Raw genomic sequence first — 20056 nt, 5'->3', positions numbered from 1 at the left:
ATAAAAGATAACCACATCGTAAATAAAACCCCTATGAAAGAGATTAACCTATTCCGAGAAAAGTTGCAGCAACATCTGCAATGGAATAGAGCAAGACTAGCCTTTGTGTCCATGTTCTTGATCGCGCTAATGCGAGTAAAGACAGTAAACCTAGCTGAAATTGCCACAGGATTTAGTGGTTATGCCAAAGTCGAATCACACTATAAGAGGTTACAGAGATTTTTTCGAGACTTTGAAGTGGACTATGAAAAGATCGCACTCATGGTCGTCAAAGTCATGCAAATCCCCGAACCTTGGGTAATTTCTATCGACCGCACCGATTGGGAATTCGGTAAAACCGTGTTTAATGTGCTGACATTGGGAATAGTGCATTACGGTATTGCATTCCCGTTGGTATGGATGATGCTGGACAAAAAAGGTAACTCAAACACCCGTGAGCGCTGTGAATTGTGTAATCGATTTCTGGAAATATTTGGAGACCGCAAAATCGACTTTTTGAGTGCAGACCGAGAGTTTGTCGGTGAGGATTGGTTAGATTACTTGTTGTGTGAACCATGTAACCGTTTTCGTATCCGCATTCGTAAAAATACTTTGCTCAATGACGGGCAGAAAAAACTGCGTGCCGACATTTGTTTTCAAGACCTCCAAGTTGGTCAGTCCAAAGTATTGTCCAAGCCCAGAAAGGTTTGGAACCATTGGCTTCGTATAGCCGCTATGCGTCTTGATGATGGCGATTTATTAATTGTCGCGACGACTCATGACCCTGATACGGCTATTGCTGACTATGCTAAGCGTTGGGCTATTGAGACTTTATTCGGGTGCTTTAAAACCCGTGGCTTTTGTTTGGAGTCCACTCATCTTCAAGATCCTGAACGTCTTTCCAAACTAATTGCTTTGCTTACTCTGGCTTTATGTTGGGCTTTTTCTTCTGGGCTTTGGTTGGCTCAACTAAATCCCCTCAAGCCTAAAAAACACGGTCGTCTTCCTAAAAGCATTTTTCGCCTTGGTTTTGATTTCCTTCGTCACATCATCTTTGACTTACATCTCAATTCTCAAGCCTTCTTTAACTCCATTAAATTTTTGTCCTGTACTTAGGTTTTCTTAGTAAACCCATGCAGAAGAATCATTTGCTCGCCTTCCACACAAAACAGAACTCTGGTAATCGTATTCTCAAGGTTAGTACGCACCTCATACAATCCTTTACCCATAGGGCGACAGGTAGGCATTCCGATAGGAAATCCAAACTCAATTGTTTTAATATCTTCTCCTATTTTTTGTCTATCTTCTTTCGATAAAGTCATCAGCCAATCCCTAACAGGTTCTTTGCCAGATTCGGTTTTAAAAAAGCTTGCTTTAATTCTCTTAATATTGCTCATAGGAAAATTACAGCAGAAGCTCTCAAAATTTAGGAATTAAGTGATAAATAAGTGAGTATTTAACTTTGATTGTACTATTGTATCATTTTTGGTACGTTAAAATAAAATGTCAAAAAATTAGAAGAATATAGCGCTGTTTTTCCAGATATTCGCCTATTCTAACCACAAATTAAGATCGCGATCATATAGCGTAGATTTTTGCTCGATAGTTTGAGTCATAAGTTTCTAAACACTTGTCCAAAAATTTAAATTTAAAACTTTCTTAGCATCTCGGCTAAATTGCCATACATTAGGAAAAGTAGTATCAGAATATTCTAGCTTTACGAGTTTGAGGGCAGTGTCAAAAGCTCGGTCAAAAACCTGTGAGAAATGACCTTTCAGACTGGGAGACTGCTCCAATAGTGTAGTTAATTCAGCCCTTTGATTAACGATTGTAATTTCCCAACCTCGATAACACTCAGGCAGATTTACATAACAACGTTTGAGGATATGCTCAATCAATCTAGTCAAACGTGATTCTAATTCGCGCCGATCTCTACCCGCCAAACCCTCTAACTCCTCAATTAAGTTTTCGACATCTAAATTTTGAAAATCACCTGCTTTTAACTTTGCGATCACTTCTTCTAACCACAAATTAAGATCGCGATCGTATAGCGTGGATTTTTGCTCGATAGTCTGGGTCATAGGTTTAGGTGATGCGATACAGCATTTATCAAGTATATCCCCAAGAACAAGGGGCTTAAGCCCCTTGCCTGAATCTGATTACTCAATCCGATCAAAATAAGCCACGATTTACGCGAATACTGCGATCGCATCTTTAATCCTGATCATAAGAGTCATCTCATCAATCGGCGAAGCTGTAAACCCACATTTCTCATAAAAAAGCTTCGCATTCTCAGAAATAGCATGGACAAGGATAGCGCGTATTCCCGCAATTTCAGACGCTTGTAGAGTTCTTAAAATCGCGTCTCTTAGCAAGGCACGACCAAGTCCTTTCCCCTGCCAACTGCGATCAATTGCTAATCTTCCGATCACCATTACAGGAATCGGATCGGGCATGTTTCGCCGCACCTTACCCGTAGCGACAGATTGAAACACTGAGCCATTAGCGAGGCAATAGAAACCAATCACAACATTACCATTACACAGAACATAGGTACGCGAAGCACCTTCTATTTCATTTTTAATCGCTCTGTTCTTTAACCAGTCGTCTAGTTGACTATTGCCAGAGTCAAAACCCTTAATCTGGTGAGATAAATTAAGCTTTTCAGGCGATCGCAAATTATCTAAACTTATTCCCACGGAGATTTAGTTGTTAGTAACTTCTGTAACTTTTTATTTGGTTGAGGAATTCTATCCAATAACGCTGTAAATTCTTGATACTTCGATGAGTCTAAATCAAAGAAAGTCCAATCTAAAAGAACATCTTGTGCTTTCTGATATGCTGACTCAAGCATAAATTCAGAGCGCGTTTTACCCTGTACTTCGGCAGCACGATCAATGATATTCCGTTGCTCTTGTTTTACACGAATGTTAATCGTTACATCGCGATTTTGGCTAGAAGTGGTGTTATCTATTGAAGTAGACATAGGAGTTTGCCTAAAATAAGCACTTCCCTAGTCTAATGTTTTGTATATACAATGTCAACACATTGTCGGATTTCATTAAAAACTGGCGAAGTAGCGATCGCCTCTTCTAACCACAAATTAAGATCGCGATCGTATAGCGTAGATTTTTGCTCGATAGTCTGGGTCATAGGTTTAGGCGATGCGATACAGAATTTCTCAAGTATATCCCAAAGAACAAGGGGCTTAAGCCCCTTGTCTGAATCTAATTACTCAATCCCATCAAGAGGCGCAAAGCCCTGACGCTGAGTATTTTCAGTGATTGACCTTGGCTCTAAGAACTGCAATAGATAATCGCGTCCGCCAGCTTTGGAACCGATACCACTTAGCTTGAAACCACCGAAGGGATGGCGATCTACCAATGCGCCAGTGATGCCGCGATTGATGTAGAGATTGCCCACTTCAAACTCGCGATAGGCGCGTTCGATATGGGAAGGAGTGCGCGAATATAAGCCACCCGTGAGTGCGAAGTTTGTACCATTGGCGATCGCTAATGCCTCATCAAAACTCTGTGCCTTGATTACCGCCAGTACAGGTCCAAAGATTTCCTCTTGGGCGATCGCACTGTCAGGATCGACATCACTAAAGATGGTCGGTGGCACATAGAATCCGTGATTGGGAACTTCTCCTTCAAAGGCAAGTTTGGCGGTTTCTTTGCCCTTGGCGATGTAGTTGAGAATGTTCTGCTGAGCAGCTCCATCGATCACTGCACTGAATTTGGTGTCAGGGAGATGGGCTTCACCAACTTTTAGCGATCGCGTGGCTTCCACCAGACGCTCTAGGAAGTTGTCGTAAACGGGAGCGAGGACGATCGCTCTGGAACAAGCGGAACATTTTTGTCCAGCAAAACCGAAGGCGGAATTCATTACACCCACTACGGCATGATCGAGATCGGCGCTTTCATCGATGATGATGCCATTTTTGCCACCCATTTCCGCAATGACGCGCTTCATGTGTTTTTGTTTAGGGCGCAAAATCGAGGCTTCGGTGACGATTTGACAGCCGACTTGTTGGGAACCTGTGAAGGCAATTAAATGCACATCAGGATGTTTGACCAAGTGAGCGCCTACGGTGGAACCCTTAGCAGGAAGATAGGTAAATACACCTGTGGGTAATCCTGCGGCTTGGAGAACTTCAGCGATTTTTGCGCCTATTACGGAGGATTGTTCGGCGGGTTTGAGAATGACTGTATTACCTGCGGCGATCGCAGCCACACTCATACCCAAGGCGATCGCAAAGGGAAAGTTCCAAGGCGAAATCACGACCACCACGCCGCGAGGTTGATAGATGTAAGTATTATCTTCCCCTGGGAGATTGCGCTGTACGCCCGATTCAAGACGTTCCATTTCTTTGGCATAGTAGCGGCAGAAGTCGATCGCTTCGGAGACTTCGCCATCACCTTCGCGGATTGGTTTGGCAACTTCCCAACAGATCCATGCAACTAATTCTTCGCGCTTCTCTTCCATGATGTCAGCAGTTTTACGGAGAATATCACCCCGTTCTTTAGCGCTGAGTTTCTTCCATGAGGAGAAGGCATTTTTGGCAACTTGAACAGCTTCTTCCGCTTGTTCAATGCTGGCTAGACCGATTTTTCCGACTACTTGCGAAGAGTTCGCAGGATTAACGGATTCGATATAGGTTTCCGTTTCTACCGCTTGACCATTGATGATCGGCAAATAGGTTTTACCAAGTTGGCGGCGAACTTGTTGTAAAGCAGTTTGGGCGGCTTCCCTCTCATCATTAATCGCATAGTCGCGATCGCTAGAATTGACAAAACCATCAAAAATATTCAGAGCAGGTGCGCCATTGTAATTCGCATCCCGTTCCGTCATCACAGGCGCAGCAATTAGTTTACTGATATCAACACCTTCTCCACTAATTCTCAAAAAGGAACTATTGGCGGTATTTTCCAACAGGCGGCGAATTAGGTAAGACATCCCTGGAATCAAATCACCAAAGGGGCAGTACACCCGCACGCGATAGCCCATATCGGCGATCGCTTTGGCAAATTTATCACCCATGCCATAGAGACATTGAGTTTCAAAGGCGCGACTGGGGATATTCAGGGTTTGGACAATGGCAACGGCTTTGGCAAGCGATCGCGCATTATGACTTCCAATTGCCGCATAGAGATATTGATGATTTTCTAAGAGAATCTGAATCAAGCGCTCGTAATTGGCATCGGTGGAAACCTTATCGGAGAAAACTGGCAAAGCCCAACCCTGTTGATAGGAACGAATCGTTTCCCGATCCCAATAGGCTCCCTTGACTAGGCGTACTGTCACAGGCTTACCACGCAATTTTGCCCATTCCACTAAATCGCGCAAATCCTGCTCACTGTCGCGCAAATAGCCTTGCAGCGTAATTCCCACATCCGTGCGATCGCGAAATTCGGGTTCCATTAAGACTTGCTTGAGGATTTGCAATGTCAGCGACTTAAACTCGTACTGCTCCATATCAAAATGGATACCACAGCCTAAAGCTTGCGCCTTACGCAATAAAATCCTTGCTGGTTCGCTGACTTTCTCGGTGGTTTTAACTGGATCAAGAGGATCGAATTGAGAATAGAAGGCGCTCAATTTCACGGAAACTTGAACCCGCTTCAGTTCTTCACCATCGGCTTTATCAATTTGATCGATCAAGCCCCAAGCCTTCGCCTTGCTAGACAAATCTTCCATCATCGCAATATAGCGATTGAGATATTCACCTGCCTCTACTTCGCTAATCACGGCCTCACCGAGCAAATCCATCGTAAAAGCAAAGCGATCGCGCCGCAGTTTCTCAATGGATTTAGTCGCCTCTGACAAGTTCTCACCGCAGATATAGCGCTTGGCGAGAGTTGCTACCGCCGTCGAGAGGGTAGTCGCCGCCGCCGTTGCAGGAATCGAATTAGGATTGTCGGTGCTGAAATTCAATAAAGCCCGCAGAGCAGGAACTTCCACTGCATCACTGGCGAGATATTCCTGCATATGTCGCGCAATCTCGGCTTTACTTTGCAACGCAGGCAAGCAATCGATCAATCTAAATAATTGCACGCGCAAGCCTTCATTTTCCATTGTCCAAGCCATCAGCTTGTCATCGAGGCGCAATTCATCCTTAATTTGCGATAACTTAGACCAAAAAGAACTTTTCTCATTGCCACTTAAAATCTTCTTGGCGATTTCCTGTGTCTTCGCTTCATATTTAGAGACATCTAGAGAAGCATCAAAACTTCTACCTGCTTGCTGCGTTTGGCTAACCACGACTTTTATCCATAATCCTTGCAATCAATTAGTATAGCCAGCAACCATCCTGAACTTATTTTAAGCTTTTTTAGTTGAAGTTAGAAACTTAGAGGTATTGATTCGCTCTCTATAAGGGTTAGCAACGATCGCAATAGTTTAAAAGTCAAGTTAAATTGTAGAGAAGCCATGACAAAAAGAGGGGGTAATGGCGATCGCAGATTTGCTTATGGAAACTATATAGCCTTGTAATTAATCAAAAAATTGATGATAATTGGTTTAGTCAGATAATATTTACTTTTATGACCGATCCTTTAGCCGAAAAACTTGGTATTAATGTGCGAGACGGAACGGTAAATGTCCAAAACCTCAATCTTGGCATTGCGGAAAGGCTTGAGCAGTCGGGCGATCGCGTCAGAATTTTAGTGGTAGCGGCTAACCCTTTGGGTTCATCACCTCTAAAGCTAGACCATGAGGTGAAGACCATCCAAGAGGCATTAAGGCGATCGCGCAAGCGCGATAATTTTGCGGTGGAATATCGGCTGGCGGCGACACCTTCAGAGTTGCGCCGCGCTTTGTTGGATTTGGAGCCTCATGTTTTGCATTTTAGTGGTCACGGTGCTGGGGATAGGGGTTTACTGTTTGTAAGTGATGAGTCAATGGGTTCGCTGTATCGTTCAGATGATGGGGCGGTGCGATCGCGTTCGACTAATTCTGATGAAATTAAATTTGTTCCCGCGCAACCACTGGCGAATTTGTTGCAGCTTTGTGAAGACCATCTGGAATGTGTGGTTTTGAATGCTTGTTATTCGGATGTGCAGGGTAATGCGATATCAGCAAATATTCTGTTTACGATTGGGATGCGCGATCAGGTGGCGGATAATGTGGCAATTAAGTTTTCGCAGGGGTTTTATGATGCGATCGGGGCGGGGAAGGGTTATGAAAAGGCTTTTGAATGGGGGAAGGTGGCGATCGAGTTCGATCTTGCCAATAATGAAGCATCTCAAATTCTCGTTTTAAGAAAGAAAGGTGAATCATTTTCTCAATCTATTCCCGTTCCACCGCAGATTCCTGTTTCTCAGCCAAACCCACAGCGTTCTTTATCGGCTACTGAGTGCTTCGATGGCGCTTATGAGAAGTATGAATTAGGCGACAAACAAGGTGCGATCGCTGACTACAACGAGGCACTCCTCCTCAATCCTAATGATGCTATTGCTTACTCCAATCGCGGGGTAGCGAAGTATGAATTAGGCGACAAACAAGGTGCGATCGCCGACTACAACGAAGCCATCCACCTCAATCCTAATCTTGTTGCTGCTTACTCCAATCGAGGGTTAGCGAAGTATGATTTAGGAGACAAACAAGGAGCGATCGCCGATCACAACGAAGCCATCCGCCTCAATCCTGATTATGCTACTGCTTACTACAATCGAGGGTTAGCGAAGTATGATTTAGGAGACAAACAAGGAGCGATCGCCGATCACAACGAAGCCATCCGTTTCAATCCTAGTGATGCTGATCCTTACAACAATCGCGGGGTAGCGAAGTATGAATTAGGCGACAAACAAGGTGCGATCGCCGATCACAACGAAGCAATCCGCCTCAATCCTAATCTTGCTGCTGCTTACTCCAATCGAGGGTTAGCGAAGTATGATTTAGGAGACAAACAAGGAGCGATCGCCGATCACAACGAAGCAATCCGCCTCAATCCTGATTATGCTACTGCTTACTACAATCGAGGGTTAGCGAAGTATGATTTAGGAGACAAACAAGGAGCGATCGCCGATTACAACGAAGTCATCCGCCTCAATCCTAATCTTGCTGATGCTTACAGCAATCGCGGGATAGCGAAGTCTGTATTAGGTGACAAACAAGGAGCGATCGCCGACTACAACGAAGCTATTCGCCTCAATCCTGACAATGCTAATGCATATAACGGTTTAGCATGGATAAAATATCTAATGGGAAATAGCCAAGAAGCATTGCTTGATGTCGAGCAATCCCTTCGCTTTAATCCTAGTTATTCCGCCGCATACCATACACGTGGAGCCATCTTGTTTTATGGTCTTCGCCGTCCACAAGATGCTATTGCTGCTTTTACAAAAGCTATTTCTCTTGAATACAATGACTCTGAATCGTACTGCGATCGCGGAATAGTTATGGCAAGCTTAGGAGATACTCAAAAAGCTATAGCCGACTTTAACCAAGCAATTCGATTTAATTCTTTTTGGGATGCGAGAAGTCTTGCGGATGCTTACCATAACCGAGGAAATGCATATCAACAGATAGGTGAGGGACGAAATGCATTAGTGGATTTTCGGAAAGCCTCGGAACTCTATCAACAGCAGGGTAGAGCATCAGATTATGACGATGTGCAAAATAGAATTAGAGAACTAGGATGATGACTGAGGCGATGGAATACAATGTTAAGACCAAAGCAATGAGGCGATGGAGGTAAATTATGAGTCCCTTATTAACTAAAGTTTTAGCCGACGCGACGCAACTTAACCCCCAAGAGCAACTACAACTAGTTTCACATCTGATAAATATTTGGCAGCAACCACCACACCTCAATGAAATATCTAATCAAATATCTACCGATAAAACCACTACAATCCCAACATTAAGCCGTAAAGATCTTTTTGGCTGTATGAAAGACAAAATAAAAATGGCTCCAGATTTCGATGCTCCCCTTGCTGATTTTGCTGAGCATATGTGATGAAATTATTACTGGATACTCATATTTTGATTTGGTTGTTAGAAGGCAATCAAAACCTTAGCCCTAGAGTCAGACAGGTAATAGAAGATGAAACCAATAGTCTGTATATCAGCATAGTGAGCTTATGGGAAATTGCGATCAAAACCAGCCTTGGTAAACTCCAATTAGAAACTCCACTAGAAAAAATTATCTGTGATTTTGTGTTGCCTAGCGGAATCAAGATTTTACCAATTGATATTGCACACTTACTAACACTACAAAACCTACCGTTTCACCATCGAGATCCATTTGATCGTCTATTAATTGCTCAGGCAAAATCAGAAACTTTAACCTTAGTTTCAGAAGATCACATCTTTTGTCAATATCAGGTAAATGTATTTGGGCAGAAGTAAAACAGATAAAATATGATAGGTAGAATTAAGATTAACTCATGAATATGACACAACAAGAACTATTCAAAGCCTTCGAGTCATTACCCATCGAAGCCCAGCGCCAAGCCCTTAACTTTATCGCCTTCTTACAACAAACATACGCCCCAGTTACAAGTTCTCCCAATATAGCGGTCAAAAGCTCAGATATCAACGCACAGCATCAAAAACTAACCCTTAATGACCTAATATCCACTATTCCCAATAACTTTACATATCCTGACGATGTAACGGAATTTGCTGAAAGTGAACCACTAGGGCGCGAACTTCTATGAATATCCAAAGAGGTGAAATTATCAGAATTAATCTTAACCCAACCCAAGGAAGAGAACAGGCAGGAAACGCTCGTCCATGTTTAGTAATCAGCCACACGCAATACAATCAAAAACGTCAGGGAATAGTAATCGTTCATCCCATTACCAGCACGATTAAACCTGAAATCAAAATGATGATCCCTATTCCCGAAGGTTTTAAAATTCAGGGTTCGGTTATTGCCGAACAAATAAGAACCCTCGATCTCAATCAGCGCTGGTGGAAAACAACTGGAGAAATTTTGCCCAAAGATTTTGTTGATTTAGTTGTCCAAACTTTTAGCGTTATCATCAGCTAAACAGAAAAAGAGGAAATAGAACAATGGATCGATTAGAACGTTATCGCCAAATTGTGCGTACATTTCTCGAAGAATATGCCCAAGAAAGCGTCTCACCTAACGAAAACGTCACGGCTGAATTAGTATTTGATGAAAAGCGCGATCGCTACTTATTAGTTCATATTGGCTGGCAAGACGCTCGACGAATTTATGGCTGTCCCATGCGGATTGACATCATTGATAACAAAGTTTGGCTACAACATAACTCTACTGAAATATCTGTCGATCAAGAACTCATTGCTAGAGGCATACCCGAAGACGACATGGTGCTAAGACTACAATCACCTCGCATCCGTAAACTAGTCTCCGCAAAAAAACAAAATGCAATGGTTGAATCAATTCCTTTTAGAAATTAGGTCAATTGGATAAGAAAGCAACAAGCAGCTACTTCTTCTTGTTCAACCAAAGTTCCAAATCAGCAACACTCTCAAAATCCAAAATCGCCTCCGCAAGACTCTCTAAACGGGGAATCTGTAGCCTTGCAATCCTTGTATGCAACTTTGGTGGCAAAGTCCCAAACTTGCGCGTCAGCAATCGTAAAATAATAGTCAACAAACCTTGCTTGCGTCCTATAATTTCACCCTCTTTAAGCCCCTCTTTAAGCCCTTCTTGGCGACCCTCACGAAGAATTGCTTGATATGTTACAGACTCCTGCATGATATCTCTCCTTAAAATTTGCTTAATTATATTTTCCTCCAAAACCATACCAGCTAAGACATAAGTTGCTGCTGAGATGGTTTCACGAGTATTTAAATCATCAATGTGATCAATTTTTTCGGCAATACCTTGTAACAAGCGTTCTTTATCACCTTGCCCTACAAGTATAGCAAACGGCAACATTCCTACATATTCTAAAAATTTGCCAACAGGTTGTTCCCACAGGCGGATGACTCCAAACCTGTGGTAGGTAGAGTCATCTTGAAACGCTTGCTGAAAAACTAAATTTGAGCTTGTCTCTCTTAGATAAATCACGAATTGGCGGATCTTTTTATCGGGAAAACGCCTTTTGCCACGTACCCAATAGTCCAGCATCCGAAACGGAATTTGCGGGTCAGCTTTGGTTTGAAACTCCAAATGCAATAGCAGACCTTCAGCTTCCAGCAAAATCAAACTATCCGCACGAATTGGCTCAACCGCTAACTCTTGAGGTTGTACTTGGGTAAGTGAAATTGACTCACCGAGTAACCATGAGGCAATGTCACTAGAGTAGGTTTCAGCAAGGTATTTGCAAATATTGTCAAACATTGACCGATTTTATCGTTGAAATGGATATGCCGCCTATCTTTGCACGGCAGAATTGGCAGATTTAGAAGCAGAAGAGATAGAATAGAGCTTATGTTTACCAAGTCTTAACCTGATGTCAGACACACTTACGGTGGAAGCATTACCGATTTTGGCGATCGCACCAGCCCAACTTTTACGGGGAAACGGGATTTTATCGCAACTCCCGAAATATTTGTCACGCTATGGGAATAAAGCTCTAGTCATTGCTGGGGAAACCGCAGGTCAAGTTACTGCAAGCTATTTTCATAATACCGATCGCGAAATTATTTATGCACCAGCGATCGCCGATTGTAGTGATGAAAATTTAGCGATGCTGCGTCGCCTCGTGCAGCAAGAAAATCCCCATGTAATTGTGGGTATTGGTGGCGGCAAAGTCCTTGATACAGCGAAATTAGTTGCCCATCAATGTCAGTTACCGATTGTCACCGTGCCGACCACGGGCGCAACCTGTGCCGCATGGACAGCCCTTAGCAATGTCTATGATGCTCACGGAGCCTTTGACTATGACGTGACCCTCGATCGCTGTCCTGACATGATGTTTGTGGACTACGACGTAATTGCTACGGCTCCTAAGCGCACCCTTGTTTCAGGCATTGGCGATGCGATCGCTAAATGGTACGAGTCCTCGGTCAGTAGTGGCAGTAGCGAGAAAACGATGGTCATTGCCGCCGTGCAAGAGGCAAGAATCCTGCGTGATATTTTGTTTCAAAAGTCTGCCGAAGCGATCGCTAATCCCAATAGTCAAGCATGGCGCGAAGTTGTTGATGCATCGGTATGTCTGGCGGGAGCGATCGGTGGGATCGGTGGCGCAAATTGTCGTACTGTCGCCGCCCATGCAGTTCACAATGCGTTAACTCATCTGCATCAAACCCACGGCACATTGCATGGCGAAAAGGTTGCCTATGGCATTTTGGTGCAATTGCGTCTAGAGGAATTTCAAGGCAATCAACTCGCTGCTTCGTCGCGTCATCAATTGCTGAAGTTTTATCAAGAGATTGGCTTACCGACTACCCTTGCCGATCTTGGCTTAAGTCAAGTCACCCTTGCCGAATTAGAACATATTGCCGCGATCGCCTGTCAGCCAAATTCCGATATTCATCGCTTACCCTTTACCGTTTCCCCAAGCCAAGTTCTGGCGGCAATGGTTTCTACTACCAGTCCAATTACCGCCACCGTTTAAATAAAAAGCCTCGCTTTGCGAGGCTTTTTATTTAGCGAACACTGGGTAATTCAATTTCGATCGCCTGTTGTTGCATTTTTTTGAAGACGTTATAAAAGCCATTGGCGCGAGATGGCGTGAGGCTAGCGACTAAACCTGTGTCTTTAATAAAATCGGGGGTGAGCAACTCAATTTCCTTTTGGGTTAAGCCGCCCATACAGACCGAGAGCAAACCGACAAATCCTTTACTAATCAACGCATCCGAGTCCCCTGCAAATACGACTCGCTCGTTGCTATCTAGTTTCGCTACCACATATACCTGTGATACACAGCCCTGCACTTTGTTTTCAGGGGTTTTGAGAGTTTCGGGAAATGCTTCGAGTTTCTTCCCGTATAAAATCAATTGCTCATAACGTAGCTTTGGATCGGAGAGCCTCTGAAATCGCTGGACAATGCGATCGATGGCTTCAGGTAAATGGGTCGGGCTTGACATTAGCTTTGGAAATATTTGGAAATGATTTTCAAGATTTAGACAGAAAATCTGAGAGCTATTCCAGTTTAAAGGATCTGATCGCATCTTGTGGGGCGATCGCCTAAAATCTATCATCACGAGTTATAGCAATCACTAAATCAAAGAACATTCATAATTTTTAAAAACTAAGTCTCGACTGATTAATGTTGCATTTTCAACTTTAGTCTGAGCTATGAGAATTCTATCAAAGGGATCTTTATGGTGCAAAGGTAAAGTCTTTAATTCTAGAACGTGAGAAAATGTTACAGATATCAGACTAATATTATTTCGCTCCTGCTGAATCTTTACCATAACTTCTAGATCGTCTCTGAGAGTAAGTTTACCTAACTGAATTTTGATTTGCATTTCCCATAAACTGACTACGCTAAGCATTACTTCATGGTCGGGATCTTGAAGTAAGCTCAGGGTGTTTTGAGTAATACATTCTGGCTCGCTATGCCACCATATGAAGGTGTGGGTATCCAGCAATAATTTCATGATTCGCCAATCCAGAGTTCGTCTGGTAATGGATCATCAAAGTCAGCCGTAAATGTACAAGATCCTAAACCTAGTCCTGCTTGTCGTAATTGTTTAGGTGACAAGTCTTTAGGCTTTTGATTGATTTTTATTTCTACCCATTGCAATAACTGTGTAGCTAGTTGAATTTGCTCTTGTAGGTCTAAGTTTTTAGCTTCGTTTAAGAGTTCTTTTAATAACATATAATCACCTCTCTTACAAAGTTTTATGTTGCCGATATTAATCATTTTAGCGCGATCGCCTAAGTCCATCATCACGAATTAGCAAGGCGATCGCTTCAAAGAAACCAAAGATCGTAAATTAAGCTAATGTAGATACAATATAGATACATTGACGGTGATTTTTATGACTGCCGCGATCGCGAAGTGGGGTAATAGTTTAGCTGTACGCATTCCGCAAGCTATAGCTGAACAGGTGCAAATTCAAGCTGGAAGCGAAATCAGTATTGATATTATTGATGGCAAGATTGTTTTGACTCCGCATCGGCGTAAAAAATATACTCTAGATGAATTGCTGGATGGGATGACTTCTGAGCATCTCCATGCAGAAGTTTCTACGGGTGTTTCTGTTGGGAATGAAGCATGGTAAAGCCATACATTCCCGATCGTGGTGATATTGTTTGGCTAGATTTCGATCCACAGGCTGGGCATGAACAATCTGGGCATCGTCCTGCTTTTGTGATTTCACCGATCGCCTATAATCAAAGGTCAAATTTGGCTCTGCTTTGTCCGATTACTTCTAAAACTAAGGAATGGAAGTTTGAGGTTCTACTCACGGATACTAAGACTAAGGGAGTGATTCTTGCGGATCAGATTAAGACTTTAGATTGGCAAGCGAGAAAGATAGATTTTATTGAGAAGGCTTCTGTAAGTATTATTGATGAAGTTATCGGCAAAATTGAGGCGTTATTAACCTAGTGGTTAAGCTGTGAGCAATCAAGGCGATCGCCTTTTTAGGAATTACAACTAGAGTATGTGAGTGTTTAAATGTTAAAAAGCTTACGCTTAGAAAATTTTAAAAGTTTTAAAAATGCTGAGCTTTCACTTGGAGATTTGACAGTTTTAGTAGGGACTAATGCTTCAGGCAAGAGCAATATTCGCGATGCATTTCGTTTTTTGCATGGTATTTCACGAGGCTATAGTATTGCCGAAATTATTGGTGAGAAATATGGTGAAGGTGGTGAGCTGCAATGGCGTGGCATTCGTGGTGGAACGAAGGAAATAACTTATTGTGGTACTGATTCTTTTGCGATTAGTGTCACATTTTCTATTATCTATAATGGTAATGAACTCGATATGAATTATCATATCGAAATTAAACTTAAGTCATCAGAACCTTTCCCCCGCATTGTATTTGAAAAACTAACTTGCTCAGGATTTGAGAAGCCAATTTTTGAATCCCGACCAATCATTAATTGGGAACGGATTGGGACTCACTATATTTCTGTGAGCTTTTTTAATATCTGGTCGTCTGCAAATGAAAATCAGGGTTTACTTAATTACATTCCCGTTCTTTGGCAAGTCGCAACTGAAACATCGTTTGAAGGAATAAATGTTGATGATCGACAAATCATAATATCAAGAGCTAGAGAGCTTAGAGAGCTTTGTGATAGAGCTTTGATTGCCATAGGTAATATGAGATTTTTGGATCTCAGCCCTGATTTGATGAGATTGCCGACTTTTGCGGGACAAAATATTTTGGGCGATCGCGGTGAAAATTTGTCGTCGGTAATGTTAGATATTTGTCGTGACGAAACTCGTAAGGCGATTTTATTAGATTGGTTGCAAGCCTTAACGCCAATGGATGCGAAGGATTTTGACTTTCCAGAGGACTTTACAGGCAAAGTTTTGCTGAGAATCGAAGAGGCAAGCGGACAGAAAACAACAGCTTATAGTGCATCCGATGGAACATTGCGATTTTTAGGTTTACTCGCTGCACTATTGGGAAATCAGCGATCGCGCTTTTACTTTTTTGAAGAACCTGAAAATGGCATTCATCCCAATCGTTTGAGCTTGCTGCTGCAACTCATGGAGCAAGAAGTCACTAATGGCTCTATGCAAATTGTGATTACTACCCATTCACCACTTTTGTTAAATTTCCTCAGCCCTGCCAGCCTCGAATATGCCTCTTTGATATATCGAATAGGCGATCGCGCCGAGTCACGCATAACTAAAATCATAGATATTTCCAATGCTAGGGAAATCATTGCTAATGACGGATTATCGAGCTTACTAGATTCAGGTTGGCTAGAAGATGCGATGTATTTTCTCGAAGATGAAGAGGTACAGAACGCATGAATGTCCTGATTATTCTTGAAGATTTTGTTAATGACGAAAGTATGGTGCTACCGATTGTAAAAGCGATGATGGTAGCAATCGGAAAACCAAAAGCAAGAGTCACAGTCTGTAAAAATCCGCGTCTTCGAGGTCATGCGGAAGCGTTGAGATGGGAAAAGATTCAAGAAATTTTGGAAAGATATGGAGGTATGACTGATTTGTTTTTGGTATGTATAGATCGCGATGGCAATGAAGATAGAAGGGCTAAACTTGATGGTCTAGAAAAGAAGGCACAGGAATTTTTAGATGATAAGTACAGAACTCCAAAAAAGTTTTTGGGTGAAAATGCTTGGCAAGAGTTAGAAGTATGGGTTTTAGCAGGATGTGAAGATCTTCCTAAAATCTGGAAATGGTCGGAAATTCGTGCCGAGAAAAAATCTAAAACCAGCTATTTCATACGATTTGCAGAACAGCGATCACTATTAGAAGCACGTTGTCAGGGCAGAGGTATCCTCGCTGAAGAAGCAGCTAAACGTTACGATCGCATTCGTAATCGTTGCCCTGAAGACATTCAAAAATTAGAAGAAAATATTCGCCAATGGTGCGATCGCTGAGATTAAGTCACGATAAAGATGTTTCAATCGCTCCTTCAGCACTGTTAGCGATCGCTTAAATTTATCATCACAAGTTAGTAAGGCGATCGCCCCTTCAGCATCATTCGCGATCGCGAAATTACTAGGGACTAAATAGAGTAACAATCCTAGCCAAAACATCATCAACGATCGCATCTGGCACACTCTCCAACTTTCGAGCCTTACGAGCAGATAAATCAATAGGACGGGGTTGATCGCAACGAACTACACCTTTGGTTCGAGTTCCAACAGAATCCAGAGAAACAGCAAAACCTGCGGTTCTTGCAAAACTTCCACCCGATGTAATTGGAACCACGATCGGAACTTTGGTTAAAGCATTGAATTTATCAGGAGAGACAATCAGAACTGGTCTAGTACCTTGTTGCTCATGTCCTTCCGTTGGATCAAGCGAAACAAGATAAATATCACCACGCTTCACAGTTCATTCCCCACAGGTTCTACATCTAGCCAACCGCGATCGTCTTCCGTTATCGGCGCATTCGGATTGCATTGTGCTAAAAGCTCATCCAGTGAATATTGTGGTTTCAGTTGAGGTTCAATAATCAGTCTGCCATTATCAACCGCAACCCCCACAGTTGTTCCTGATTGCAGGTTCAAAATTTCGAGAATGGCGGGAGGAATCGCCAACATGATCGAGCCACCGACCTTACGGAGATTTGTGGTGTGCATAATTTCTCTATTAGTTATATTTAAATATAACATTAGCAAAAATCTTAAGAGACATTACCGCAAAAAATAACTTGAACCTTTTGGCTAGGAGCAAATGTCTAAATCAGCGTAAATCGTTAAACACTCGATTCAAGGCGATCGCCAAAGGTAACATTATGAAAAGCTTGATTCTGCCCATTCTTGCTATTACTTCAGTAGTTAGCACCTTCAGCCTAGTCAATCCCAGTTCCGCATCCGCAGGCACAATCTATAATCGCGAAGTTAATCAACAGGAACGCATTTACAAAGGCGTACAACAAGGCACAATCAGCCAGCGCGAATACCAAAATCTAGAAAGACGCGAAGAACGCATTGATGCTCAGCGTCGCTATTATCTCAGGGATGGACATTTGAGCCGTCAAGAAGCCGCCCGTCTCACTCGCGAAGAAAACCGCGTTTCTAAGGCAATTTATCGCGATCGCCATGATTAATCAAAAAAGCAGTACTTGGTACTGCTTTTTTTGATGAGATTGCTACACGGGGTGAAATCCGAATAGAGAGAGAGGTTAGCGGTGATTACATATCAGTACAATAGACTGAGAGTAAACCGTAAAGATTAATTATGATCCCAACCGTAATCGAACAGTCTGGTCGTGGCGAAAGAGCCTTTGATATTTTTTCGCGCCTGCTGCGGGAGCGGATCGTATTTTTGGGGCAACAGGTTGACGACAGCATTGCCAACATCATTGTTGCTCAGTTGCTTTTCCTCGAAGCCGACGATCCCGAAAAAGATATTTTCTTGTATATCAACTCCCCTGGGGGATCTGTGACCGCAGGTATGGCAATTTACGATACGATGCAGCACATTCGCCCTGATGTTTCGACCATTTGTGTCGGTCTAGCGGCAAGTATGGGGGCTTTCTTGCTCACTGGTGGCGCAAAGGGCAAGAGACTATCTTTGCCCCATACCCGTATCATGATTCACCAACCTCTCGGCGGCGCACAGGGGCAAGCAACAGATATCGAAATCCAAGCTAAGGAAATCCTGTATCACAAGAATCGCCTGAATGAGTTGATGGCTTTCCATACTGGTCAGCCCATCGATCGCATTGCTGAGGATACCGATCGCGATTTCTTCATGGCTCCTGATGAGGCAAAGGCTTACGGATTGATCGATGAAGTGGTTAATCAACGCCCAAAGTTTGAAGTTGCAGCATAGTTTTTTCACAAGAAGGCTCACGATGTGAGCCTTCTTGTTTATTGCTATTGACTTTCATGGCAACTTGATTAGAAATATATAGGTCATTAATTTCTAGTAAGGTGCTTTGCGATCAAACGAGCCAAAAGAAATTTTTTAAAAGCGTTGCTTTGCAACGCTTTTAAGAAATTTCTGGGTTTGGGTTTAAGCGCAAAGCGCAGCAGGTTGACTCCTACGGAGCCAACCTGCTCAGAGTTCATCAAAATACTGTCTGGTGTGTGGAGTTTAGGTTATGAAATTGTTTGGTACGGATGGCATTCGTGGTCATGTCGGTAGTTTTTTGACTGCCCCATTAGCCCTAGAAGTAGGAATTAGTGCGGGTAAGATTTTAAAAGAGCGGGTGGAATTGGAGCGCGATCGCCTTAATGCTTCAGGAAATGCGGCAAAGGTAATTGCGATCGGGCAAGATTCTCGGACATCGGGCGATATGCTATCGGCAGCAATTTCCGCAGGTTTGACGGCAGCAGGCTGGGACGTGTGGCATATCGGGCTATGTCCTACGCCTGCGGTTGCCTATCTCACTGCCAATTCTCCCGAAATCTTTGGCGGCGTAATGATTTCCGCAAGCCATAACCCCCCCGAAGACAATGGGATTAAGTTCTTTGGCGACAATGGCACAAAGCTGTGTAGCGAAACGCAACAGGCGATCGAAGCTTTACTCGAATCCAGACTTCATGCCGATCTCGTTAATTCCTCGACAGATTGGGGCAAGTATCACGAAAAAGCGCATTTAATTTCTGACTATCAAGATTCTCTGCAAAACTCGATCGCGACAGACTTACAAGGTATTAAGGTAGTTCTGGACTTGGCTCACGGCTCCGCGACTCGTGTTTCCCTAGAAGTATTTCAAAATCTTGGCGCAGAGGTGATTTGCCTCCACCAAGAACCCGATGGCGATCGCATTAATGTTAATTGCGGCTCCACCCATCTCGAACCATTACGCGCAGCCGTGAAAGCACATGGCGCAGATATGGGCTTTGCCTTTGATGGCGATGCCGATCGCGTTTTAGCTGTGGATAGCAATGGGCGTGTCGTTGATGGCGATTACATCCTGTACCTCTGGGGTCAGGAATTGCTAGAAAATAATCAACTGCCCAACAATGCGATCGTTACCACGGTCATGGCAAATCTTGGCTTTGAACGCGCATGGCAAAAGCTGGACGGTAATTTTGTGCGGACTGCCGTGGGCGATCAGTATGTTCATGCAGAAATGGTGCGATCGGGCGCAATGCTCGGCGGCGAACAGTCGGGTCATGTGCTATGTCGTCACTATGCCGTCAGTGGTGATGGTTTACTTGCAGCTTTGCATCTGGCGGCTCTTGCCAAGCAAAAAGCTCCTCTTGCCGAACTGATGGATCAGAGCTTCCATCCCTACCCTCAATTGCTGAAAAATGTGCGTGTCGAGGATCGTGAATTGCGCCGCAATTGGCAGACCTGTGATGCACTCGTGCAGGCGATCGCTTTAGCAGAACAGGACTTAGGCGATCGGGGCAGAGTGTTAGTCCGTGCTTCGGGTACAGAGCCATTGATGCGGGTCATGGTGGAAGCTGAAACTCTTGATCTGGCTCAACATTGGACAAATAGCCTCACGGGACTAATTGAAAAACAACTAGTTAAAGTCTAAAAAAATAGGGAGCCGTAGCTCCCTATTTTTTTAGACATGTTACCTATAATAAATATAGCCGTTGCCGCTTGAGTTCAGATATGAGTCA

General features: G+C 43.3%; 28 protein-coding genes. 15 read left to right on the top strand and 13 right to left on the bottom strand.

What is annotated here, in order from left to right; translation table 11 throughout:
- The first annotated feature begins 33 nt into the window (after positions 1-33).
- Positions 34-1095 carry an IS4 family transposase gene (locus tag HC246_RS08110; RefSeq protein WP_169362074.1) on the top strand — a complete coding sequence of 354 codons (1062 nt, stop codon included), beginning with the start codon at positions 34-36 and terminating at the stop codon, positions 1093-1095.
- Here the strand turns inward: HC246_RS08110 and HC246_RS08105 are convergent.
- From HC246_RS08105 to pruA, 6 genes are all read right to left on the bottom strand, one after another.
- Positions 1092-1376 (bottom strand): type II toxin-antitoxin system RelE/ParE family toxin, encoded by a 285-nt coding sequence (locus tag HC246_RS08105; protein WP_169362941.1) that lies wholly within the window; start codon positions 1374-1376, stop codon positions 1092-1094. The two genes, HC246_RS08110 and HC246_RS08105, sit on opposite strands and share 4 nt — an antisense overlap.
- A gap of 225 nt (positions 1377-1601) precedes the next feature.
- Positions 1602-2060, bottom strand: coding sequence for a DUF29 domain-containing protein (locus HC246_RS08100; RefSeq protein WP_169362940.1), 459 nt, complete (start codon positions 2058-2060; stop codon positions 1602-1604).
- Between the two features lie 108 nt (positions 2061-2168).
- Positions 2169-2678 (bottom strand): GNAT family N-acetyltransferase, encoded by a 510-nt coding sequence (locus HC246_RS08095; RefSeq protein ID WP_169362939.1) that lies wholly within the window; start codon positions 2676-2678, stop codon positions 2169-2171.
- Entirely contained in the window at positions 2669-2965 is a 297-nt protein-coding gene (locus HC246_RS08090; RefSeq protein ID WP_169362938.1) for a type II toxin-antitoxin system TacA family antitoxin, read from the bottom strand. The genes HC246_RS08095 and HC246_RS08090 overlap by 10 nt, the downstream gene beginning before the upstream one ends.
- A gap of 32 nt (positions 2966-2997) precedes the next feature.
- On the bottom strand, positions 2998-3132 hold the full coding sequence (locus tag HC246_RS26325; protein ID WP_263972458.1) for a hypothetical protein: 135 nt from the start codon (positions 3130-3132) through the stop codon (positions 2998-3000).
- Between the two features lie 78 nt (positions 3133-3210).
- Complete coding sequence (pruA, locus tag HC246_RS08080; RefSeq protein WP_169362937.1) at positions 3211-6243, bottom strand: L-glutamate gamma-semialdehyde dehydrogenase; 3033 nt, start codon at positions 6241-6243, stop codon at positions 3211-3213.
- Positions 6244-6524: 281 nt separating this feature from the next.
- Between pruA and HC246_RS08075 the strand changes: the two genes are divergently transcribed.
- Genes HC246_RS08075 through HC246_RS08050 form a run of 6 tightly spaced genes read left to right on the top strand, consistent with a single transcriptional unit; the run spans position 6525 to position 10374 of the window.
- Positions 6525-8624: a tetratricopeptide repeat protein gene (locus tag HC246_RS08075; protein ID WP_211167648.1), complete on the top strand. Its 2100-nt coding sequence runs from the start codon at positions 6525-6527 to the stop codon at positions 8622-8624.
- Between the two features lie 59 nt (positions 8625-8683).
- Positions 8684-8941 carry a DUF2281 domain-containing protein gene (locus HC246_RS08070; protein WP_169362936.1) on the top strand — a complete coding sequence of 86 codons (258 nt, stop codon included), beginning with the start codon at positions 8684-8686 and terminating at the stop codon, positions 8939-8941.
- Positions 8941-9333 carry a type II toxin-antitoxin system VapC family toxin gene (locus HC246_RS08065; RefSeq protein ID WP_169362935.1) on the top strand — a complete coding sequence of 131 codons (393 nt, stop codon included), beginning with the start codon at positions 8941-8943 and terminating at the stop codon, positions 9331-9333. Before HC246_RS08070 ends, HC246_RS08065 begins: the two co-directional genes overlap by 1 nt.
- 38 nt (positions 9334-9371) lie before the next feature.
- A complete protein-coding gene (locus HC246_RS08060; RefSeq protein ID WP_169361592.1) occupies positions 9372-9644 on the top strand; it encodes a hypothetical protein in 273 nt (90 codons plus the stop codon).
- Positions 9641-9979, top strand: a complete 339-nt coding sequence (locus HC246_RS08055; protein WP_169362934.1) for a type II toxin-antitoxin system PemK/MazF family toxin — start codon at positions 9641-9643, stop codon at positions 9977-9979. The genes HC246_RS08060 and HC246_RS08055 overlap by 4 nt, the downstream gene beginning before the upstream one ends.
- Positions 9980-10002: 23 nt before the next feature.
- On the top strand, positions 10003-10374 hold the full coding sequence (locus HC246_RS08050; RefSeq protein ID WP_169362933.1) for a XisI protein: 372 nt from the start codon (positions 10003-10005) through the stop codon (positions 10372-10374).
- A 28-nt stretch (positions 10375-10402) separates the two neighbouring features.
- Here HC246_RS08050 and HC246_RS08045 read toward each other — a convergent pair whose 3' ends face one another.
- Positions 10403-11263 carry an Rpn family recombination-promoting nuclease/putative transposase gene (locus HC246_RS08045; protein WP_169362932.1) on the bottom strand — a complete coding sequence of 287 codons (861 nt, stop codon included), beginning with the start codon at positions 11261-11263 and terminating at the stop codon, positions 10403-10405.
- A gap of 112 nt (positions 11264-11375) precedes the next feature.
- On the opposite strand from HC246_RS08045, the gene HC246_RS08040 reads away from it, so the two are divergent.
- Positions 11376-12482 carry an iron-containing alcohol dehydrogenase family protein gene (locus tag HC246_RS08040; protein WP_169362931.1) on the top strand — a complete coding sequence of 369 codons (1107 nt, stop codon included), beginning with the start codon at positions 11376-11378 and terminating at the stop codon, positions 12480-12482.
- A gap of 31 nt (positions 12483-12513) precedes the next feature.
- On the opposite strand, the gene HC246_RS08035 is transcribed toward HC246_RS08040, so the two are convergent.
- The 3 genes from HC246_RS08035 to HC246_RS08025 form a co-directional block, all read right to left on the bottom strand.
- Positions 12514-12954 carry a SufE family protein gene (locus tag HC246_RS08035; RefSeq protein WP_169362930.1) on the bottom strand — a complete coding sequence of 147 codons (441 nt, stop codon included), beginning with the start codon at positions 12952-12954 and terminating at the stop codon, positions 12514-12516.
- A gap of 132 nt (positions 12955-13086) precedes the next feature.
- Complete coding sequence (locus HC246_RS08030; protein WP_169362929.1) at positions 13087-13470, bottom strand: type II toxin-antitoxin system VapC family toxin; 384 nt, start codon at positions 13468-13470, stop codon at positions 13087-13089.
- Entirely contained in the window at positions 13467-13691 is a 225-nt protein-coding gene (locus HC246_RS08025; protein ID WP_169362928.1) for a hypothetical protein, read from the bottom strand. The genes HC246_RS08030 and HC246_RS08025 overlap by 4 nt, the downstream gene beginning before the upstream one ends.
- Before the next feature lie 163 nt (positions 13692-13854).
- Here HC246_RS08025 and HC246_RS08020 point away from each other — a divergent pair, with 163 nt between their 5' ends.
- The 4 genes from HC246_RS08020 to HC246_RS08005 all read left to right on the top strand — a co-directional run bounded on the left by HC246_RS08020 (position 13855) and on the right by HC246_RS08005 (position 16399).
- Positions 13855-14097: an AbrB/MazE/SpoVT family DNA-binding domain-containing protein gene (locus HC246_RS08020; RefSeq protein WP_169362927.1), complete on the top strand. Its 243-nt coding sequence runs from the start codon at positions 13855-13857 to the stop codon at positions 14095-14097.
- On the top strand, positions 14091-14426 hold the full coding sequence (gene mazF, locus HC246_RS08015) for an endoribonuclease MazF (protein WP_169362926.1): 336 nt from the start codon (positions 14091-14093) through the stop codon (positions 14424-14426). Before HC246_RS08020 ends, mazF begins: the two co-directional genes overlap by 7 nt.
- 69 nt (positions 14427-14495) lie before the next feature.
- Positions 14496-15806 (top strand): AAA family ATPase, encoded by a 1311-nt coding sequence (locus HC246_RS08010; RefSeq protein WP_169362925.1) that lies wholly within the window; start codon positions 14496-14498, stop codon positions 15804-15806.
- On the top strand, positions 15803-16399 hold the full coding sequence (locus HC246_RS08005; RefSeq protein WP_169362924.1) for a hypothetical protein: 597 nt from the start codon (positions 15803-15805) through the stop codon (positions 16397-16399). The genes HC246_RS08010 and HC246_RS08005 overlap by 4 nt, the downstream gene beginning before the upstream one ends.
- Here the strand turns inward: HC246_RS08005 and HC246_RS08000 are convergent.
- From HC246_RS08000 to HC246_RS07990, 3 genes are read right to left on the bottom strand one after another with little or no spacing between them, the layout of a single operon-like run.
- Positions 16364-16543 (bottom strand): hypothetical protein, encoded by a 180-nt coding sequence (locus HC246_RS08000; protein WP_169362923.1) that lies wholly within the window; start codon positions 16541-16543, stop codon positions 16364-16366. The two genes, HC246_RS08005 and HC246_RS08000, sit on opposite strands and share 36 nt — an antisense overlap.
- Positions 16521-16856 carry a type II toxin-antitoxin system PemK/MazF family toxin gene (locus HC246_RS07995; protein ID WP_169362922.1) on the bottom strand — a complete coding sequence of 112 codons (336 nt, stop codon included), beginning with the start codon at positions 16854-16856 and terminating at the stop codon, positions 16521-16523. The genes HC246_RS08000 and HC246_RS07995 overlap by 23 nt, the downstream gene beginning before the upstream one ends.
- Positions 16853-17107, bottom strand: a complete 255-nt coding sequence (locus HC246_RS07990; RefSeq protein ID WP_169362921.1) for an AbrB/MazE/SpoVT family DNA-binding domain-containing protein — start codon at positions 17105-17107, stop codon at positions 16853-16855. The genes HC246_RS07995 and HC246_RS07990 overlap by 4 nt, the downstream gene beginning before the upstream one ends.
- Before the next feature lie 155 nt (positions 17108-17262).
- Between HC246_RS07990 and HC246_RS07985 the strand changes: the two genes are divergently transcribed.
- The 3 genes from HC246_RS07985 to glmM all read left to right on the top strand — a co-directional run bounded on the left by HC246_RS07985 (position 17263) and on the right by glmM (position 19968).
- The gene (locus tag HC246_RS07985; protein ID WP_169362920.1) at positions 17263-17577 is read left to right on the top strand and encodes a hypothetical protein; all 315 of its coding nucleotides are present in this window, start codon (positions 17263-17265) and stop codon (positions 17575-17577) included.
- Between the two features lie 131 nt (positions 17578-17708).
- Complete coding sequence (gene clpP, locus HC246_RS07980) at positions 17709-18305, top strand: ATP-dependent Clp endopeptidase proteolytic subunit ClpP (protein ID WP_126384272.1); 597 nt, start codon at positions 17709-17711, stop codon at positions 18303-18305.
- Between the two features lie 271 nt (positions 18306-18576).
- Positions 18577-19968: a phosphoglucosamine mutase gene (gene glmM, locus HC246_RS07975; RefSeq protein ID WP_169362919.1), complete on the top strand. Its 1392-nt coding sequence runs from the start codon at positions 18577-18579 to the stop codon at positions 19966-19968.
- Positions 19969-20056 lie beyond the last annotated feature (88 nt).

Origin of the sequence: Pseudanabaena yagii GIHE-NHR1 (assembly GCF_012863495.1) — a bacterium.
Lineage (GTDB): Bacteria > Cyanobacteriota > Cyanobacteriia > Pseudanabaenales > Pseudanabaenaceae > Pseudanabaena > Pseudanabaena yagii.
This window is presented reverse-complemented; position numbering and strand designations above follow the sequence as displayed.

Coding starts and splice junctions, on each gene's coding strand:
- HC246_RS08110 (WP_169362074.1), top strand. CDS start 34: ATGAAAGAGATTAACCTATTCCGAGAAAAGTTGCAGCAACATCTGCAA.
- HC246_RS08105 (WP_169362941.1), bottom strand. CDS start 1,376: ATGAGCAATATTAAGAGAATTAAAGCAAGCTTTTTTAAAACCGAATCT.
- HC246_RS08100 (WP_169362940.1), bottom strand. CDS start 2,060: ATGACCCAGACTATCGAGCAAAAATCCACGCTATACGATCGCGATCTT.
- HC246_RS08090 (WP_169362938.1), bottom strand. CDS start 2,965: ATGTCTACTTCAATAGATAACACCACTTCTAGCCAAAATCGCGATGTA.
- HC246_RS26325 (WP_263972458.1), bottom strand. CDS start 3,132: ATGACCCAGACTATCGAGCAAAAATCTACGCTATACGATCGCGATCTT.
- HC246_RS08075 (WP_211167648.1), top strand. CDS start 6,525: ATGACCGATCCTTTAGCCGAAAAACTTGGTATTAATGTGCGAGACGGA.
- HC246_RS08070 (WP_169362936.1), top strand. CDS start 8,684: ATGAGTCCCTTATTAACTAAAGTTTTAGCCGACGCGACGCAACTTAAC.
- HC246_RS08065 (WP_169362935.1), top strand. CDS start 8,941: ATGAAATTATTACTGGATACTCATATTTTGATTTGGTTGTTAGAAGGC.
- HC246_RS08060 (WP_169361592.1), top strand. CDS start 9,372: ATGAATATGACACAACAAGAACTATTCAAAGCCTTCGAGTCATTACCC.
- HC246_RS08055 (WP_169362934.1), top strand. CDS start 9,641: ATGAATATCCAAAGAGGTGAAATTATCAGAATTAATCTTAACCCAACC.
- HC246_RS08050 (WP_169362933.1), top strand. CDS start 10,003: ATGGATCGATTAGAACGTTATCGCCAAATTGTGCGTACATTTCTCGAA.
- HC246_RS08045 (WP_169362932.1), bottom strand. CDS start 11,263: ATGTTTGACAATATTTGCAAATACCTTGCTGAAACCTACTCTAGTGAC.
- HC246_RS08040 (WP_169362931.1), top strand. CDS start 11,376: ATGTCAGACACACTTACGGTGGAAGCATTACCGATTTTGGCGATCGCA.
- HC246_RS08035 (WP_169362930.1), bottom strand. CDS start 12,954: ATGTCAAGCCCGACCCATTTACCTGAAGCCATCGATCGCATTGTCCAG.
- HC246_RS08030 (WP_169362929.1), bottom strand. CDS start 13,470: ATGAAATTATTGCTGGATACCCACACCTTCATATGGTGGCATAGCGAG.
- HC246_RS08025 (WP_169362928.1), bottom strand. CDS start 13,691: ATGTTATTAAAAGAACTCTTAAACGAAGCTAAAAACTTAGACCTACAA.
- HC246_RS08020 (WP_169362927.1), top strand. CDS start 13,855: ATGACTGCCGCGATCGCGAAGTGGGGTAATAGTTTAGCTGTACGCATT.
- mazF (WP_169362926.1), top strand. CDS start 14,091: ATGGTAAAGCCATACATTCCCGATCGTGGTGATATTGTTTGGCTAGAT.
- HC246_RS08010 (WP_169362925.1), top strand. CDS start 14,496: ATGTTAAAAAGCTTACGCTTAGAAAATTTTAAAAGTTTTAAAAATGCT.
- HC246_RS08005 (WP_169362924.1), top strand. CDS start 15,803: ATGAATGTCCTGATTATTCTTGAAGATTTTGTTAATGACGAAAGTATG.
- HC246_RS07990 (WP_169362921.1), bottom strand. CDS start 17,107: ATGCACACCACAAATCTCCGTAAGGTCGGTGGCTCGATCATGTTGGCG.
- HC246_RS07985 (WP_169362920.1), top strand. CDS start 17,263: ATGAAAAGCTTGATTCTGCCCATTCTTGCTATTACTTCAGTAGTTAGC.
- clpP (WP_126384272.1), top strand. CDS start 17,709: ATGATCCCAACCGTAATCGAACAGTCTGGTCGTGGCGAAAGAGCCTTT.
- glmM (WP_169362919.1), top strand. CDS start 18,577: ATGAAATTGTTTGGTACGGATGGCATTCGTGGTCATGTCGGTAGTTTT.